The following is a 14,920-nucleotide window of genomic DNA, read 5'->3' as shown; positions in this document are numbered from 1 at the left end:
CCTACGCCGTTTCGAGCAGAACCGGTATTAATTCGGGCGCCGACGCAACCACACGATCAGGCTCGGACTGAAAGAAGAACGAGCGCTCACCGAACGCCGGCCGCAACTCATCGAACCAGGTCGCTTGCGGATCGAAGCGCGCGTAGAACGTGCGCAACACCCATCGCGGATCGCGAGCCTGGAGAAACTGCAGCACGAAGACTTTCTCCCCGGCCACGGTTTCGATGCCGTTGATCAATACCTTGCCGTAGAAGGTGCTCATGGACGGACCGCGAACCGTGCGCGCCAACCCGGACACCGAGCGATACGCCGCCTGAAAGATCTCGAATGCCCGGGCCAGCGGCATCGCGAAGTAATGACTGGGGCCGGTATCGCGCTCGACAAACATGTAATAAGGCACTGCGCCGAGCCGCACGCCTTCGGTCCAGAGCGCCGCCCAATCCGCGGGGTTTTCGTTGATGTACCGAATCACTGGAGCCTGCATGCGCAACGTCGCACCGCTGGAACGAATACGTTCGATGGCTTGGCGGGCGATGGCCTGGCGGATCTCCACCGGGTGGTTGTAGTGCCCCATGATCGAAAGGTTTTTCCCCGCCGCGACGATTCGCTTGAACAGCTCCAGCAACTCGGGCGCGTCCTTGTCGCTGACAAACCGTTGCGGCCAATACGCCACGGATTTGGTGCCGATGCGGATGTTTTTCAGGTGGGGCAAGTCCAGCAACGGCTCGATGTAACCGGCCAGCGAACGGGTGTTCATGATCATCGGATCGCCCCCGGTGATCAGCACGTCGGTGACCTCGGTGTGCACCCGCAGGTAACTCACCAACTCCTGGGATTCGCGCGCATTGAACTTGAGTTCTTCTTCGCCGATGAACTGCGCCCAGCGGAAACAGAACGTGCAGTAGGCGTGACAGGTCTGACCGGCACCGGGGAAAAACAGCACGGTTTCGCGGTACTTGTGCTGTATGCCCGGCAGGACCTTGCCATCAAGAGTCGCGCCGTTATGCGTCAGTTGCCCGGCCGGATGCGGGTTCATGCGCAACCAGATCGCCTCGATCCGCCGCTTGATGGCGGCAGTGTCATCCAGGTCGATCAGTTGCTTGAGCGAGGCGTATTCGTCCGGCAGCAGCATGTCCTTGTGGGGAAAGGTCATGCGGAAAATCGGATCGTCCGGGATGTTGCTCCAGTCGATCAATGTGCCCAGTACGTATTCATTGGTGCGAAACGGCATGACCCGGGCCACGACGGTCATGGCTTCCTGCAACGCCGGCGTGAGTTTCTGCCAGTACGGCGTGTCTCGAATGGTGCGTGAGTTATAAGGCTTGTATCTTTCCTGCTCCGACATTCCCTGCATGACAGCGCTCCTGGTGATTGGCTGGCAGTTCTTACTGGATGGCCGGCGCTGCGCGCTCTATGTCCATCCATGCCCGAACACTGTCGCGATCCCACTGGCGGCGGACGTACGCGGCGAGTCGGGAGGGAACCTCATCACCATTGGCGACCAGTCGGTTGAGCATGATTGCCAAGTCGGTGTCGGCAATGCTCCAGTCACCGAACAGATGCTCGGCGCCGCCCTCCAGCAACCGATCGGCGACAAAAAATAACCGGTCGACGGCGGCCAGGGCATCGTCGGACAGCGGGGTATCTTTTTTGCCGAAATAAATAAGATCCGCCGGGCGTTCTTTGCGAATGACCAACAAATCACTGCGCAACCAGGCCTGGAGTTGACGGGCTCGGGCGCGCTGCTTGATGTCCAGCGGCAATAGTCGGTTATGCCCCGGCGCTATTTCTTCCAGGTATTCGGCAATGGCCGAAGATTCCGACAATGCGAAGCCCTGGTGAATCAGCGTGGGAATCTTGCCGGTGAGAGACAGATCACGATAGTTCGCTTGATAGTTCTCGCGCGCTTTCAAATCCAGCGTGACAAGTTCAAATGAAAGTTGCTTTTCCTTGAGTGCCACAAAAGCCGACATCGCAAAAGCACTGACAAAATCTGCACCGACATAGAGTTTAAGCTTTGTACTTTCCATAGAACGCTCCCTTGCACTAACCACATTAATCCGTTGCCTTGGAAGTGATCGTAGTTAGTTGCTCAAGCGCTGAACAGATACAGAAATTATCTGTTTCTATCGATACAGAAAGTTAAAAAGCGCAGAACGCCGGGAGGATTTGACAGGGCCGCAGAAAAGAAAAAGGGAGTCAGCGAACGCTGACTCCCTGGTGTGCAACGAAGGGAAAGTGATGGTTGGACAGTGATCAGGCCTGGCGATCGTCCAGGCTGGAGAGCGACGCCATTTGCGGCATGTTGCTCATATTGAGCATCGCCAGCGGCTCGTCGTCGCTGGTGTTGACGAAGCCGTGTCGGGTCCATGCCGGCACCAGCAGCACATCGCCAGTGCTGACGCTTACTTCATCGGCATCCCCCAGGGTCAAGGCGCCGCGGCCGGACTGAATGATGAACAGGTGCCACCACGAATGAGCATGCCCATTCAACACCGCACCCGGTTTCAACCATTGCATGGACACCGCCATCCCTGGGGTCAACTTGCAACCTTCGATGCTGTTGTCGTGAGCCAGCGCAACAATATCGACGTCGCTGGCCTCGAGACTCTGCCGCATGTCTGTCAGTTCGCCCCTCTTCCACACCTGTGCACTGACCGACGGCTGATGCAAACTCTGGCGAAAGTCCTTATAGGAAAAAAACGCACCTTGAACATTATTCATCGCGAGTTCCAACTTATGTTGTCGACTTGATTGGCCGAACCTTAGGCCAACTATTCAACACTGTAAAGCCGAACAACCAACACTTATAACGCCGACGGTTTCAGCGCCACAATCATGTCAACTTCTATCGCGGCATTTTTCGGCAATTGATAAACACCCACGGTCGTTCGGGTATGTTTACCGGCGTCCCCCAGCACATGGCTGAATACATCCGACGCACCGTTGGCCACTTCACTGAGATCAACAAAGTCCGCCGTGGATTTGACATAGACCGTTATTCGTACCAGCGACTTTATTTTATCCAGCGAACCAATCGCATCAACGATCAGCGCCAGCCCGCGCATCGCGCTGATGCTGGCTGCGGTTTGCGCATCTGCCATGTTCAATTCCAGGCCGACTCTGCCGGGGTTCTGGATCTTGCCGTTCATGCGCGGCACCAGGCCACTGATGTACAGCTCGTCATGATGCCGAATCAGCGGGGCGTAATGCCCGCCAGCGGTGTTCTCGCCGTAGATGTCATAGCCAAGCTCTTTTGCCAGGTCGATGAAACGCTCATCACAGCTCTTTTGCTCAATCATTTACCAAACCCTCTGAATCAATCATGCAAAAAAACGCAGGTCCCGACGGCTCAGCCAAAGGCCCTCGTCGCCGGGGCCAGGCAGGTGACCTCGACGCGAGACTCGATCGCTTCTGCCAGCCGCAACAGGTTGTCGCTGAGTTGTCCGTAGTCCTTGCTGAACAACACGATGTGGCCGATGAATGAGGTGTTGTCCTTCACCAATGCCATGACCGAATCACCGACGCGCTTGGCATACACCGCTTCCACCAGTTCAATGTTCAGTTTCCGGGCCAGCGATTCGATGTCTGGCGTGGCGCGCAAAATACCGTCAGCCGGCGCTCTGAACAGACGGATGCCGCAATAACCCCGGGCGACGGGATCCCGGTGTTCGGCCTTGCCTTCCACCGCCCATCTGACCCATTTTTCCCACGGATCGAAATCCACGAACGCCAGGCGGGCCAGGTCCCAGATGTGCATGCCGCCGGGGCGCATGTTGGTTTCCACGGCAGAGGTCAGCCCGCCGGAGCGCAGGAACACTTCGTTGTGGTAGGCGCCGTTATCCACCGAGACCAACGCCGACATGTGCCGACCCGCTGCCGACAATCGAGCCTGCACGTCGGCCGTCAACGGCGCGGGCACTACCTGCTGGATTTCCGCGCGATAGGCGCCTTCGGTGGTGGTTTTTTCGGTAACCCAGGTGCTGCCGGCCACGTAATCCCAGCTGTATTCCCGAGCGTTCTGGATCAGCTCTTCAAGGACGATCCCGCCTTCGCGATACGGCTTGAGTGCGTGCCAGGCCTCGTCGCATTCGGATGGATGATGAATGACCCGACAACCTCTGCTCGCCCCTTCACAAGCGGGCTTGATAAAGGCTTTGCCGCCCAGCTCGATGACCCTCTGGCGCAGTTCGGCCAGGCTCGCGATGCGTGCGGAAAACACCGGACGGTAATGCTCCGGTGAAGTACTGGCAGCCGCTTCCAGCTTGCGAAAGATCTGCTTGTCCAGCCCGGCCCGCGCCTCGTCCGGGGTGATACCGGGCAGGCCGAAATGGCTAGCCAGTGCGGCACCGAGTAACACGCCACGGTCGGAAAATGGCAGAACGCCGATCAGCTTCCATCGATCGGCATTCAAGCATCCCACCACCAGCTCGAGGGAGGCCGCTACCTCTTCGGGCGCCAGTGAAGTGCTGCAGACGTGATCGGCCACTTGCTCGTCAGCGGGCTGAATCTGATCGACCACCAGGATAAGCCGGGCGTTATAGAGCGTCTTGCAGAGCTCGCGCAGTTTCTGGATGTCGTGCACCCGATTGCCGTTGTACCCGACCACGACTACGCATGATGTCGTATTCATGAAGCCTCCGACCTGTGAAGTGAGTAACGCAACCGAGATGAGTCAGTCGTGCAACGACGCATTGGATTTACGGTTGAGGTAGTACCAGGCGAGGATCCCGCCCGCGCCAATGGCGGCCAGCACCAGTGCGTTGTACGGCGGCGGCACGACCCGCATGATCAGCACCGTCAGGCCTGCGCCGACACCGAGGGAGACTTCCTTGACGAACATGTTGTTTTGTTTGACGGAGAAGTAATCGAGGTAGCTGAACGCACATTCGGCGAGGGACAGCAGCGCCACCCAGATCAACGCGCCGACGAGGGTTTCGACGTGAAAAGCGGCCGGAGACGAAAGCACCGCAAAACCGCCGACGATGATCCCGATCACCGCGACCACCTTGAATCGCCCGGTGCGTTCGATCAGCTTCATCATCGGCACCTGAGCGAACACCACCACCGCGCTGTTGAGGATCAGCATCAGGCCGTACCAGGCAGGTAATTCGCCGGTTTCGAGCAGGATGGCTTGCGGCAGGATCGAGAATACGCCAAACAGTTTGATCCCCATGATGATGCCGGCGATCACCCACGGCAGTTTGTTGCGCCAGCCGCTGCCGTCGTGGGTCACCGGGTGGGCCACGACCGCTTGAGTGGTGAACGTCGCCCCCATGGCGATGGGCAGGCAGAGCAGCACGAAAGCGGCAGCGCCGAGGAAAAACATGGTTGGGGTCAACAAGGGCGACAGCAGGATCAACCCCGCCAACAGGCTGCCCATGTTCATGGCGACCCGGTTGTAGGCTGCGCCCTCTTTGGTCTGGGCCGCTTCGCTCTTGATCAGGTAGCCGGCGATGGCAATGCCGTAGGCAAACAACGCAGCGGCAAACATCACCATGCCCTGGTTGCTGGTGACCGCGAGCAAGACCAAGCCGAGGGCGGCGCACAGCAACGTAACGCTCAGCGAACGCCGGCCCAACACCAACAAGGTCAACGGCAACAGCAACAGCAAGGCCCGATAGCCGAGGGCGAGGATGCTGTTGGTGGCGGTGTCGAGCCAGACGTTGGCCTTGCCCAACACGGCAAACAGCGACACCGCCGTGATGATCCGGATTGTGAACAGGCGAATGTTAATCACCGGTTTGGCGATGGCGACCGTTGTTTCTACACTCATGCAACACCTCTGGAACCAAGCGATTGCCGAGGCCACAGCGCCGACAATCAAGAAAGTCTGTAAGGTGATGGTAGTGAGAGACGCTTGTTTTCATCAGAGCAAGTTCGTATAGAATCCAACGAACTTTACTGCCGGAGTGACCAGTAAAATGCAGGTTCAGCGCGCAGTGATCGCCGCTATCGAGTTCCAGCAGGGGGTACCGCTGGTTCAGCAGATCGTCGATCAATTATCGGAGGCAATCAGCCACGGAGGCCTGCCTCACGGCTCCCGGCTGCCGCCGATTCGCGAACTCTCCGAGTTGCTGAACGTGGGCAAATCCACGGTGGTGGATGCTCTGGACCGCTTGCGGGCCAAGGGTTTGGTGGTTTCACGCCAGGGCTCGGGGCATTACGTGCACCGTTCCAGCATCACGATCAAGACCGATGCCGGCCCGGACCTGCAACCTCAAGACACGCTCAGCGTGGTCCGCCGCGCGGTGCTGCTGGACAACGGGGCGCTACGCCCTGGGGCCGGTTTCCTGCCGTCCTCGTGGCTGCCGGCTGACGAGTTGCTGAAAGCCGTGCGCAGCACGTTGCGCGCCACCTCCCTGCGCATGGGCGAATACGGCGTCGCTGGCGGTTACCTGCCGTTGCGCGAGGCGTTGCGGGTCAAGCTGTCGGCCTTGGGCATCGAAGTGCCGGTGGAGCAGATCATCACCACGGCCAACACCGTGCAGGCCATCGACATGCTGATGCGCCTGCTGGTCAAGCCCGGCGACACGGTGCTGCTCGACGATCCGTGTTACTTCACCATGCACACCAATCTGGCCCTGCATGGTGTCAGGGTGGTCACCATCCCCCGCGGGAGCGACGGCATGGACCTCGAGACCTTCGAGCGACTGCTGATTGCCCATCGTCCCGTGCTCTACATGACCAACAACACCTTGCACAACCCGACCGGGCATTCGTTCTCCCCGGCCCAGGTTTATCGCTTGCTGGAGTTGAGTCACCGTTATGGTTTCCACATCGTCGAAGACGATTTGTATTGCGACTTGCAGCAACGAAGCACGCCACGCCTGGCAGCGGGTGGGCTGGACAATGTCAGTTACGTGTCCGGTTTCTCCAAGACCCTGACGGCTAACAGCCGCGTCAGCTACGCAGTGCTTTCACCGCAACTGGCCGCACGGCTGGTCACACTCAAGATGGCCGCTGGTGGCATGACCTCAGAACTGGCGGAGCAGATTATCTGCACGATGCTCAGTGATGGCAGCTATGCCAAACATACCCGGCGCACGGTGGATCGGCTTTACGAGTCGAGCAGTCGGGTGTCGAGTTGGCTGGTGGAGGCGGGTTGTTCCGTTTCTTCGCTGCCGCATGAAGGGTTGTTCATCTGGACGCGCCTGCCCGAAGGGCTGCATGCCGAAACACTGGCAAGGAAAGGCCTGGAAATCGACCTTGTACTGGCACCGGGCACCCTGCTCAGCAAAGCGCCGGACGCTAGCCGTTTCCTGCGTTTCAACGTGGCGCATAGCGATAACAGCCAAGTGCGTGAGCGGTTTTTCCGGTTGCTTGATAGCTGAGTTTTCTCTCGGATAAACCGCGGTGCGGCCTTCGCGATCAATGCATACAAAAAAGCCCCGCTCTTCTCTCGAAGGCGGGGCTTTTTGTGCAGAGTCTGAACCTTAAGGCGCGTAAGTCAGCAACAGCTCACCCGGCACTTTGAAGTCCAGCGACATCATCACGCTCAACGCGGTAATGGTGAAGATCGAGAACACGAACAGCTTGCGTGCCCAGACCGTGTCATCCACTGCCTTGTAGCCGGTCCAGGCCATGTACAGCCAGTACATGCCCATGGCCGCGGCGACGGCGAGGTAGCTCATGCCGGCGTAGCCGCTGAAGGTCAGCATTAAGGTCGCCACGAGGAACGCCAGGATGTAGAGCAGGATGTGCTTCTTCGCCACTTCAATCCCGCGCTTCACCGGCAACACCGGAATCGATGCGGCCAGGTAATCGTTGAAGCGGAAGATCGCGATGGCGTAGGAATGCGGCATCTGCCACAGGCTGAACATCACCAGCAACGTCAGCGCGGCCATGTCGAAGCTGTTCGTCACAGCCACGTAGCCAATCACCGGCGGCATGGCGCCCGACAGACTGCCCACCAGCGTGCCGTGAACCGACTTGCGCTTGAGGTACAGGCTGTAGAAGCCGACGTAGATGACAAAGCCGATCACCGCGAACAAAGCGGCCAACGGGTTGGCCACTGTGTACAACAGGGCAACGCCGAAAACACCCAGGACGGTCGCAAAAGCCAGGGCCAGTTTCAGGGAGATCAAGCCCTGGACCAGCGCCCGGTTTTTGGTGCGTTCCATCTTAAGGTCGATGTCGCGGTCGATGCAGTTGTTGAACACGCAACCGGAAGCCACCACCAGCGACGTGCCGATCATGGCGGCCAGGAAAATGGCCAGATCGACATGCCCTTTCGAGGCCAGGAAAAATCCGCCTGCCACAGAAAGCACGTTACCGAAAATGATCCCCGGTTTGGTGATTTGGATAAAGTGCTTAAAGGACATCCGGACTTTCCTCAGTGCGCCATCATGTTGGTGTGGATGCTGAACATGATCCACAGCGACAGGCCTACCAGCAGGACAATCACGATCGCGGCGAAAACAAACGCAATCACGTTGTTACGCTGCGCGGCCGAACGGTCCAGGTGGAGGAAGTACACCAGGTGCACCAGCACCTGGATGACTGCGAAGGCCAGTACGATCCACAGGGTCATTGCTTTGGGCAGCGATGGGTACATCACCAGGCCGAAAGGAATGACGGTCAGGATCACCGACAGAATGAAGCCGATCGCGTAGGACTTGACGCTGCCGTGGCCGGCGTCGTGGCCATCGTGGGAGTGTGCGTTAGCCATTTACATAGTCCCCATCAGATAAACAACGGTGAATACGCAGATCCACACCACGTCCAGGAAGTGCCAGAACAGACTCAGGCAGCTCAGACGGGTCTTGTTGGTCGCCGTCAGGCCGTTCTTCTGCACCTGGTACATCATGATCGCCATCCAGATCAGACCGCTGGTCACGTGTAGACCGTGGGTGCCGACCAAGGTGAAGAACCCGGACAGGAAGCCGCTGCGGCTAGGACCGAAGCCCTCGGAAATCAGTACGTGAAACTCGTTGATCTCCATGCCGATGAAGCCGGCGCCGAACAGGAAGGTCATGCCCAGCCAGCCCAGGACCTGGTTCTTCTTGCCTTTGAACAACGCCAGCATGGCGAAGCCGTAGGTGATCGAACTGAACAGCAGCAGAGCGGTTTCGCCCAGTACGTACGGCAGTTCGAAGATGTCGTGGCCCGACGGGCCACCCGCTACGTTGTTAACCAGTACCGCGTACGCTGCGAAGATCGACGCAAACAGGATGCAGTCGGTCATCAGGTAGAGCCAGAAACCGAATACGGTCATCTCGCCCGAGTCGTGGTGATGGTCGTCGTGCCCATGGTCCGTGCCATGGGCGTGTCCAGCAGTGGTCACTAAGTTCGACATGGTTTAAGCCTGTTCCAACGAGGTTTCAACACGGGTGGCGGTGGCTGGAACTTTCCCGGCCGCTACCAGACGCTTGTGCTGCTCGGCTTCGATGCGCTCGATCACGTCGACCGGCACCATGTAGCCTTGATCATCACGGGCAGCGTGGATCACGAAATACACCACGGTGCCAACCAGGCCAACGATGGCCAACCACCAGATGTGCCAGATCATTGCGAAACCGAACACGGTCAACAGAGCACCCATGACCACACCGGTCGCGGTGTTGTTTGGCATGTGGATCGGTTCGTACCTGGCCGGAGCCTTGTACGCGGTGCCGTTTTCCTTGGCTTCGGTGAACGGGTCGATGGTTTCCGCTTTTGGCAGCACGGCAAAGTTGTAGAACGGTGGTGGCGACGAGGTCGACCATTCCAGCGTGTGGGCATTCCACGGGTCACCGTGTTCGCACATGTTTTCCGGCTTGTTGCGATCACGCACGCTGACGTACAGCTGGATCAGCTGGCAGGCGATACCGACCGCGATCATCACCGCACCGAACATGGCGACGTACAGGTACGGCACCCACTCAGGGTTGGTGGTGGCGTTCAGACGACGGGTCATGCCCATGAAGCCCAGTGCATAGAGCGGCATGAACGCGACGAAGAAGCCCGAGATCCAGAACCAGAACGCTGCCTTGCCCCAACCTTCGTGCAGCTTGAAGCCGAACGCTTTAGGGAAGTAGAAGCCGAAGCCTGCGATGTAGCCGAATACCGCGCCGCCGATGATCACGTTGTGGAAGTGAGCGATCACGAACAGGCTGTTGTGCAGGACGAAGTCCGCACCCGGAATGGCCAACAGTACGCCGGTCATGCCGCCGATGGCGAAGGTCACCATGAAGCCCAGGGTCCACAGAACCTGGCTGGTGAAACGCAGACGCCCTTGGTAAATGGTGAACAGCCAGTTGAATAGCTTCACCCCCGTCGGGATCGAAATCAGCATCGTCGCCAGACCGAAGAAGGCGTTGACGCTGGCACCCGAACCCATGGTGAAGAAGTGGTGCAGCCAAACCATGAAGCCCAGGATCGAGATCGCGCCCGATGCGTAGACCATCGAGTGGTGGCCGAACAGACGCTTGCCGGTGAAGGTCGAGATGACTTCGGAGAAGATCCCGAACGCCGGCAGAATCAGGATGTAAACCTCGGGGTGACCCCAGGCCCAGAACAGGTTGACGTACATCATCGGATTGCCACCAAGTTCATTGGTGAAAATGTGGAAATCCATGTAACGGTCAAGCGTCAGCAGTGCCAGGGTAGCGGTCAGGATCGGGAACGAGGCCACGATCAGGACGTTGGCCCAGGTGCAGGTCCAGGTGAAGATCGGCATGTCCATCAGCTTCATGCCCGGGGTACGCATTTTCAGCACGGTGGCCAGGAAGTTGACCCCCGTCAGCGTCGTACCCAACCCGGATAGCTGTAGCGCCCAGATGTAGTAATCCATCCCCACGCCCGGGCTGTATTGCAGGCCCGACAGCGGCGGATAGGCAACCCAGCCGGTCTTGGCGAATTCGCCGACGCCCAAGGACAGGTTGATCAGCACCACGCCAGACACCAGCAGCCAGAAGCTCAGGGAGTTCAGGAACGGATAGGCAACGTCACGCGCGCCGATCTGCAGCGGCACTGCAAGGTTCATCAGGCCGGTGAAGAATGGCATCGCCATGAAGATGATCATGATCACACCGTGAGCGGTGAAGATCTGGTCATAGTGTTCAGGCGGCAGGTAGCCAGGCGAACCCTCGGTGGCCATGGCCAACTGGGTACGCATCATGATGGCGTCGGCAAAACCGCGCAGCAGCATGACCATGGCAACGATGATGTACATCACGCCGATTTTCTTGTGGTCGACCGAGGTCAGCCACTCGGTCCACAAATACGTCCACTTCTTGAAGTAGGTGATTGCAGCGAACAGCGCCAGACCACCGAGCGCGATCATGGCGATGGTAATCATCACGATCGGTTCGTGGAACGGGACCGCTTCCCAACTTAATTTACCAAACATCGTTTACTCCTCTGCCCCGGCAGCTGAATGCGAACTCATGTCCATCCCTTCCATGGCGGCCATTTCGTGCTCTTTCTTCTCGTGGTGCATCGGCTTGCCCGGTTTCATGCCTTCGTACTTGTCGACGATGATCTGGAACAGGTTCGGCGTGACCGAGGAGTAGAGCTCGACTGGGTTGTTCTGGCTTTGCTTGGACAGGGCTGCGTATTCAGCTTGTTCAAGCTGTTTAGGTGCCTTTTTGACTTCGCTGACCCAGGCGTCGAAATCTTCCTGAGAGGTGGCGATAGCTTTGAATTTCATGCCGGTGAAACCAGCGCCGCTGTAGTTGGCGGAGATACCGTCCATTTCAGCGTTCTGGTTGGCGATCAGGTGCAGCTTGGTCTGCATGCCGGCCATCGCGTAGATCTGGCCGCCGAGGGCCGGGATGAAGAACGAGTTCATCACGGAGTCCGAAGTCACCTTGAAGTTGATCGGGGTATGCGCCGGGAACACGATCTTGTTGACGGTGGCGATGCCTTGCTCTGGGTAGATGAACATCCACTTCCAGTCCAGCGCGACCACTTCAATGGTGATCGGCTTGACGTCGGATTCCAGCGGCTTGTAAGGATCCAGCGCGTGGGTCGACTTGTAGGTGACGTAGCCCAGGGCAATGATGATCAGCACTGGAACAGCCCACACCGCGATTTCGATCTTGGTGGAGTGCGACCATTTCGGCGTGTAGACGGCGTCGGTGTTGGACGCGCGGTATTTCCAGGCGAACAGGAAAGTCATGACGATGACCGGAACCACGACCAACAGCATCAGCAGCGTTGCGGTGATGATCAGGTTTCGCTCGTCCAGGCCGACCTGGCCCTTGGGATCGAGCAAGGTCATGTTGCAGCCTGACAGCAACAACGTGCCGATCAGCGGCAATAAGCCTAGTAGTCTGGGGTACCTGTTTTTACTCATCTCACGACCTCTAAAGCAGCTTGCGCAATGCAGTTGGGTTTTGATCGCCAACACTTCACCCTGCCAAGGGTTGGCATTTTTCTTGGATTGAATAAGTGGCTGCCCGTCGCGCGTCAGACGCTGCTCGACAAATCCTGGGCCAGCGTTGAGTTCTTATTCGAATTCGTGGTCAAAGGCCTTGTTACAGACCAATTCCATTTGGTGCGGATAATTGGAAGGCGCCGACACCTGGGAGTCGCATGAAGCCTAAGAGCCTCTCGACGCCCTATTCCTGCTCAGGGATGAGCAGTGCCGGGAATTCAGTGCGGGCGATTGTAGATATGTAACGTTTTATAAACCATGTCTCATCCCGAAATAATTTTTATCCATTCCAGCAACAATCATTAACGGTATTTGCAAAAGTGCGCCATGGTATCGAAATTCATTCTCAACAAAAACACCAAAAATTGTAGGTCTACCTCAGGCAGTTCAGACAGTATCGAAGGCTCTGCGACCACCTTCGACCCTGCCAAAGCCCCCATGTGACAAGGGCTTCGCCAATTCGCCAGGCCCTGTTAAAACTGCCTGTTCCGGATTTTTGGGGCTGAAGTTGCCCGACGTTTGAAAAGGCCAATTTTGTTGCGCGACCGTGTACCAATTCGGCGCCTGGAAATGCCTTGCGACACTCGCGCTGTGACAACATGTCGCACACATGCCGCGCCCAGACTTGTCGCGCATCAAGGTCATTTCACCCGAGCCCTGAAATGCAAAACGCCCCGGCCTCCTCAACGAGGGCCGGGGCGTTTTTTTTGTCGGCAGCGGTGCGGCGGATAACCTCAGCGCAGGGCTTTGCGGTTACGCGAAGTGAGCAGCGGCACCAGCACCACGATCAGCACAAAGGCCAGCAACGCCCATTGGGCAAGCGACAAACCGAGGATCGGCGGGTACGGCGTGGAGCAGAAGCCGTCGACCTGAAAGCCCAGCGGGAAGATCTTCGCCAGTGGCAAACCGTCGACGATCGGTTGCAGTACATCGATGCCGCAGCTGACTGCCGGATAGAACTGGGTATAGACGTGATGCCCGGCCACCCCGACGCCTGCAATTGCGCAGATCACCACCAGGGTTTCAAAAACCGTGATGCTGCGGCGGGTGCGCATGGCCGCGCCGATGAACGCGAAGAGCGCAATCAGCAACAACGCATAACGTTGCAGGATACACAGCGGGCATGGCGCCTCACCCAGCACAATTTGCATGTACAGCGCGCCACCAATCAGGCCCAGGCAGATGATGCCCAGCAACACCAGATAGCGCCGTTCACGGCCCAACCGCATCGTTTCCTCGCTCATTGCGTTTCCCTTCTAAATATCGATTGCCCGCAAGTCTACACGCTGGCCCTGACCTTTGAGAGTCCGGCAGGCGCAGCGGGGTATCGGGGAATAGACGACGGGCCGGTTAAGAAGGGATTAAATTCGGGCTATTTCCAGAGATGATTTGCATGATCCCGCGACCGCATCGCCAGCAGGCTGGCTCCCACTTTGGATTGCATTCACAGGCTGGCCCATTTTGGAATGCATTCGCAGGTTGGCTCCCACTTTGGAATGCACTCACAGGCTGGCTCACTTTGATTGCATCCACAGGCTGGCTCACTTTGGAATGCAGTCAACTGTGGGAGCCAGCCTGCTGGCGATGGGATTGATCAGTCGCCGTAGATATCGGACTTGAAGTACTTATCCGAAATCTTCTGGTATTCGCCACTGGCGCGAATGCCGTCGATGGCCGTGTTCAGCTCGGAGACCAACTCGGTGTTGCCCTTGCGCACCGCAATCCCGGCGCCCTCGCCCACGTACTTCGGATCCTTGAGCTCCGGCCCGACAAAGGCATACCCCTTGCCACGCGGCATCGTCAGGAAGTCATTCAGCGGGATGGTGTCGGCAAAAATGGCATCGAGGCGACCGGCCGCCAGATCCATGTAGATCTCTTCGTTGTTGCTGTAACGCTTGACGTTGATACCTTTGGGCTCAAAAACCTCGGTGGCATAACGGTCAGTGGTGGTTGCGCGTTGCACGCCAACTGTCTTGCCCTTGAGGCTGGCGTACTGATCATCCACTGTCGCGCCTTCCTTCATTACCAGACGCGATGAGGTGAAGTAATACTTGTGGGTGAAATCCACGGACTTCTTGCGGTCTTCGTTGATGGTCATGGACGACAGCGCCATGTCGATTTTCTTCACTTTAAGGGAAGGAATCAGACCGTCGAACTCACCTTCGACCCAGACACACTTGACCTTCATCTGTGCGCACAGGGCATTGCCGATGTCGTAGTCGAACCCGACAATCTCACCTTTCTCGGTTTTGGAGGCGAACGGCGGATAAGCCGCTTCGATACCAATGCGCAGGGTTTTATCGGCGGCAAACAGGGAACTGCACGCCAACAGGCTTAGAGCCAGACCGGTGATGAGGGGGAATTTCTTCATATTCGTTCTCTCGCGGGTTGTTGTTGGTTTGGCAAGACAGAAGAAAGAGCAGAAACGGGGGAAGCGCTTTTTTGTACTTATAAATCCATACTGGACTTTTATGTATTAATCGTCAATCGGGGCGATCGAGGATGTGTGGCCCGGTGGTCGGGCGGTGAGTATTGGGAGTTTTGGTGTTGCTTGTGGCC

14 protein-coding genes are annotated in these 14,920 nt (G+C 57.8%); 1 reads left to right on the top strand and 13 read right to left on the bottom strand.

What is annotated here, in order from left to right; all coding sequences use genetic code 11:
* Position 1 precedes the first annotated feature (1 nt).
* From ACQ4OB_RS17335 to ACQ4OB_RS17310, 6 genes are all read right to left on the bottom strand, one after another.
* Positions 2-1,354 carry a KamA family radical SAM protein gene (locus ACQ4OB_RS17335; RefSeq protein WP_430956105.1) on the bottom strand — a complete coding sequence of 451 codons (1,353 nt, stop codon included), beginning with the start codon at positions 1,352-1,354 and terminating at the stop codon, positions 2-4.
* Positions 1,355-1,385: 31 nt separating this feature from the next.
* Entirely contained in the window at positions 1,386-2,030 is a 645-nt protein-coding gene (gene yfcF, locus ACQ4OB_RS17330) for a glutathione transferase (RefSeq protein ID WP_074873906.1), read from the bottom strand.
* A gap of 226 nt (positions 2,031-2,256) precedes the next feature.
* Positions 2,257-2,724: a cupin domain-containing protein gene (locus tag ACQ4OB_RS17325; protein WP_102615025.1), complete on the bottom strand. Its 468-nt coding sequence runs from the start codon at positions 2,722-2,724 to the stop codon at positions 2,257-2,259.
* 83 nt (positions 2,725-2,807) lie between these two features.
* The gene (locus ACQ4OB_RS17320; RefSeq protein ID WP_074873904.1) at positions 2,808-3,302 is read right to left on the bottom strand and encodes a RidA family protein; all 495 of its coding nucleotides are present in this window, start codon (positions 3,300-3,302) and stop codon (positions 2,808-2,810) included.
* 50 nt (positions 3,303-3,352) lie between these two features.
* A complete protein-coding gene (locus tag ACQ4OB_RS17315; protein ID WP_430956104.1) occupies positions 3,353-4,633 on the bottom strand; it encodes a biotin carboxylase in 1,281 nt (426 codons plus the stop codon).
* A 42-nt stretch (positions 4,634-4,675) separates the two neighbouring features.
* The gene (locus ACQ4OB_RS17310) at positions 4,676-5,776 is read right to left on the bottom strand and encodes a hypothetical protein (protein WP_074873902.1); all 1,101 of its coding nucleotides are present in this window, start codon (positions 5,774-5,776) and stop codon (positions 4,676-4,678) included.
* Between the two features lie 148 nt (positions 5,777-5,924).
* On the opposite strand from ACQ4OB_RS17310, the gene ACQ4OB_RS17305 reads away from it, so the two are divergent.
* On the top strand, positions 5,925-7,334 hold the full coding sequence (locus ACQ4OB_RS17305; RefSeq protein WP_074873901.1) for a PLP-dependent aminotransferase family protein: 1,410 nt from the start codon (positions 5,925-5,927) through the stop codon (positions 7,332-7,334).
* A 102-nt stretch (positions 7,335-7,436) separates the two neighbouring features.
* Here the strand turns inward: ACQ4OB_RS17305 and cyoE are convergent, their stop codons facing one another.
* From cyoE to ACQ4OB_RS17270, 7 genes are all read right to left on the bottom strand, one after another.
* Positions 7,437-8,324 (bottom strand): heme o synthase, encoded by an 888-nt coding sequence (cyoE, locus tag ACQ4OB_RS17300; RefSeq protein ID WP_430956103.1) that lies wholly within the window; start codon positions 8,322-8,324, stop codon positions 7,437-7,439.
* An 11-nt stretch (positions 8,325-8,335) separates the two neighbouring features.
* Complete coding sequence (gene cyoD, locus ACQ4OB_RS17295) at positions 8,336-8,671, bottom strand: cytochrome o ubiquinol oxidase subunit IV (RefSeq protein ID WP_074873899.1); 336 nt, start codon at positions 8,669-8,671, stop codon at positions 8,336-8,338.
* Entirely contained in the window at positions 8,672-9,298 is a 627-nt protein-coding gene (locus ACQ4OB_RS17290) for a cytochrome o ubiquinol oxidase subunit III (RefSeq protein WP_074873898.1), read from the bottom strand. It lies immediately after the preceding gene.
* 3 nt (positions 9,299-9,301) lie between these two features.
* Positions 9,302-11,332 carry a cytochrome o ubiquinol oxidase subunit I gene (cyoB, locus tag ACQ4OB_RS17285; RefSeq protein ID WP_074873897.1) on the bottom strand — a complete coding sequence of 677 codons (2,031 nt, stop codon included), beginning with the start codon at positions 11,330-11,332 and terminating at the stop codon, positions 9,302-9,304.
* 3 nt (positions 11,333-11,335) lie between these two features.
* A complete protein-coding gene (cyoA, locus tag ACQ4OB_RS17280) occupies positions 11,336-12,280 on the bottom strand; it encodes a ubiquinol oxidase subunit II (RefSeq protein WP_074873896.1) in 945 nt (314 codons plus the stop codon).
* Between the two features lie 815 nt (positions 12,281-13,095).
* Positions 13,096-13,605 carry a disulfide bond formation protein B gene (locus ACQ4OB_RS17275; RefSeq protein ID WP_074873894.1) on the bottom strand — a complete coding sequence of 170 codons (510 nt, stop codon included), beginning with the start codon at positions 13,603-13,605 and terminating at the stop codon, positions 13,096-13,098.
* 350 nt (positions 13,606-13,955) lie between these two features.
* The gene (locus ACQ4OB_RS17270; RefSeq protein ID WP_074873893.1) at positions 13,956-14,732 is read right to left on the bottom strand and encodes an ABC transporter substrate-binding protein; all 777 of its coding nucleotides are present in this window, start codon (positions 14,730-14,732) and stop codon (positions 13,956-13,958) included.
* Positions 14,733-14,920: the final 188 nt, after the last annotated feature.

This window comes from Pseudomonas sp. ES4 (genome assembly GCF_050586665.1).
In the GTDB taxonomy this organism is placed as follows: domain Bacteria; phylum Pseudomonadota; class Gammaproteobacteria; order Pseudomonadales; family Pseudomonadaceae; genus Aquipseudomonas; species Aquipseudomonas frederiksbergensis.
This window is presented reverse-complemented; position numbering and strand designations above follow the sequence as displayed.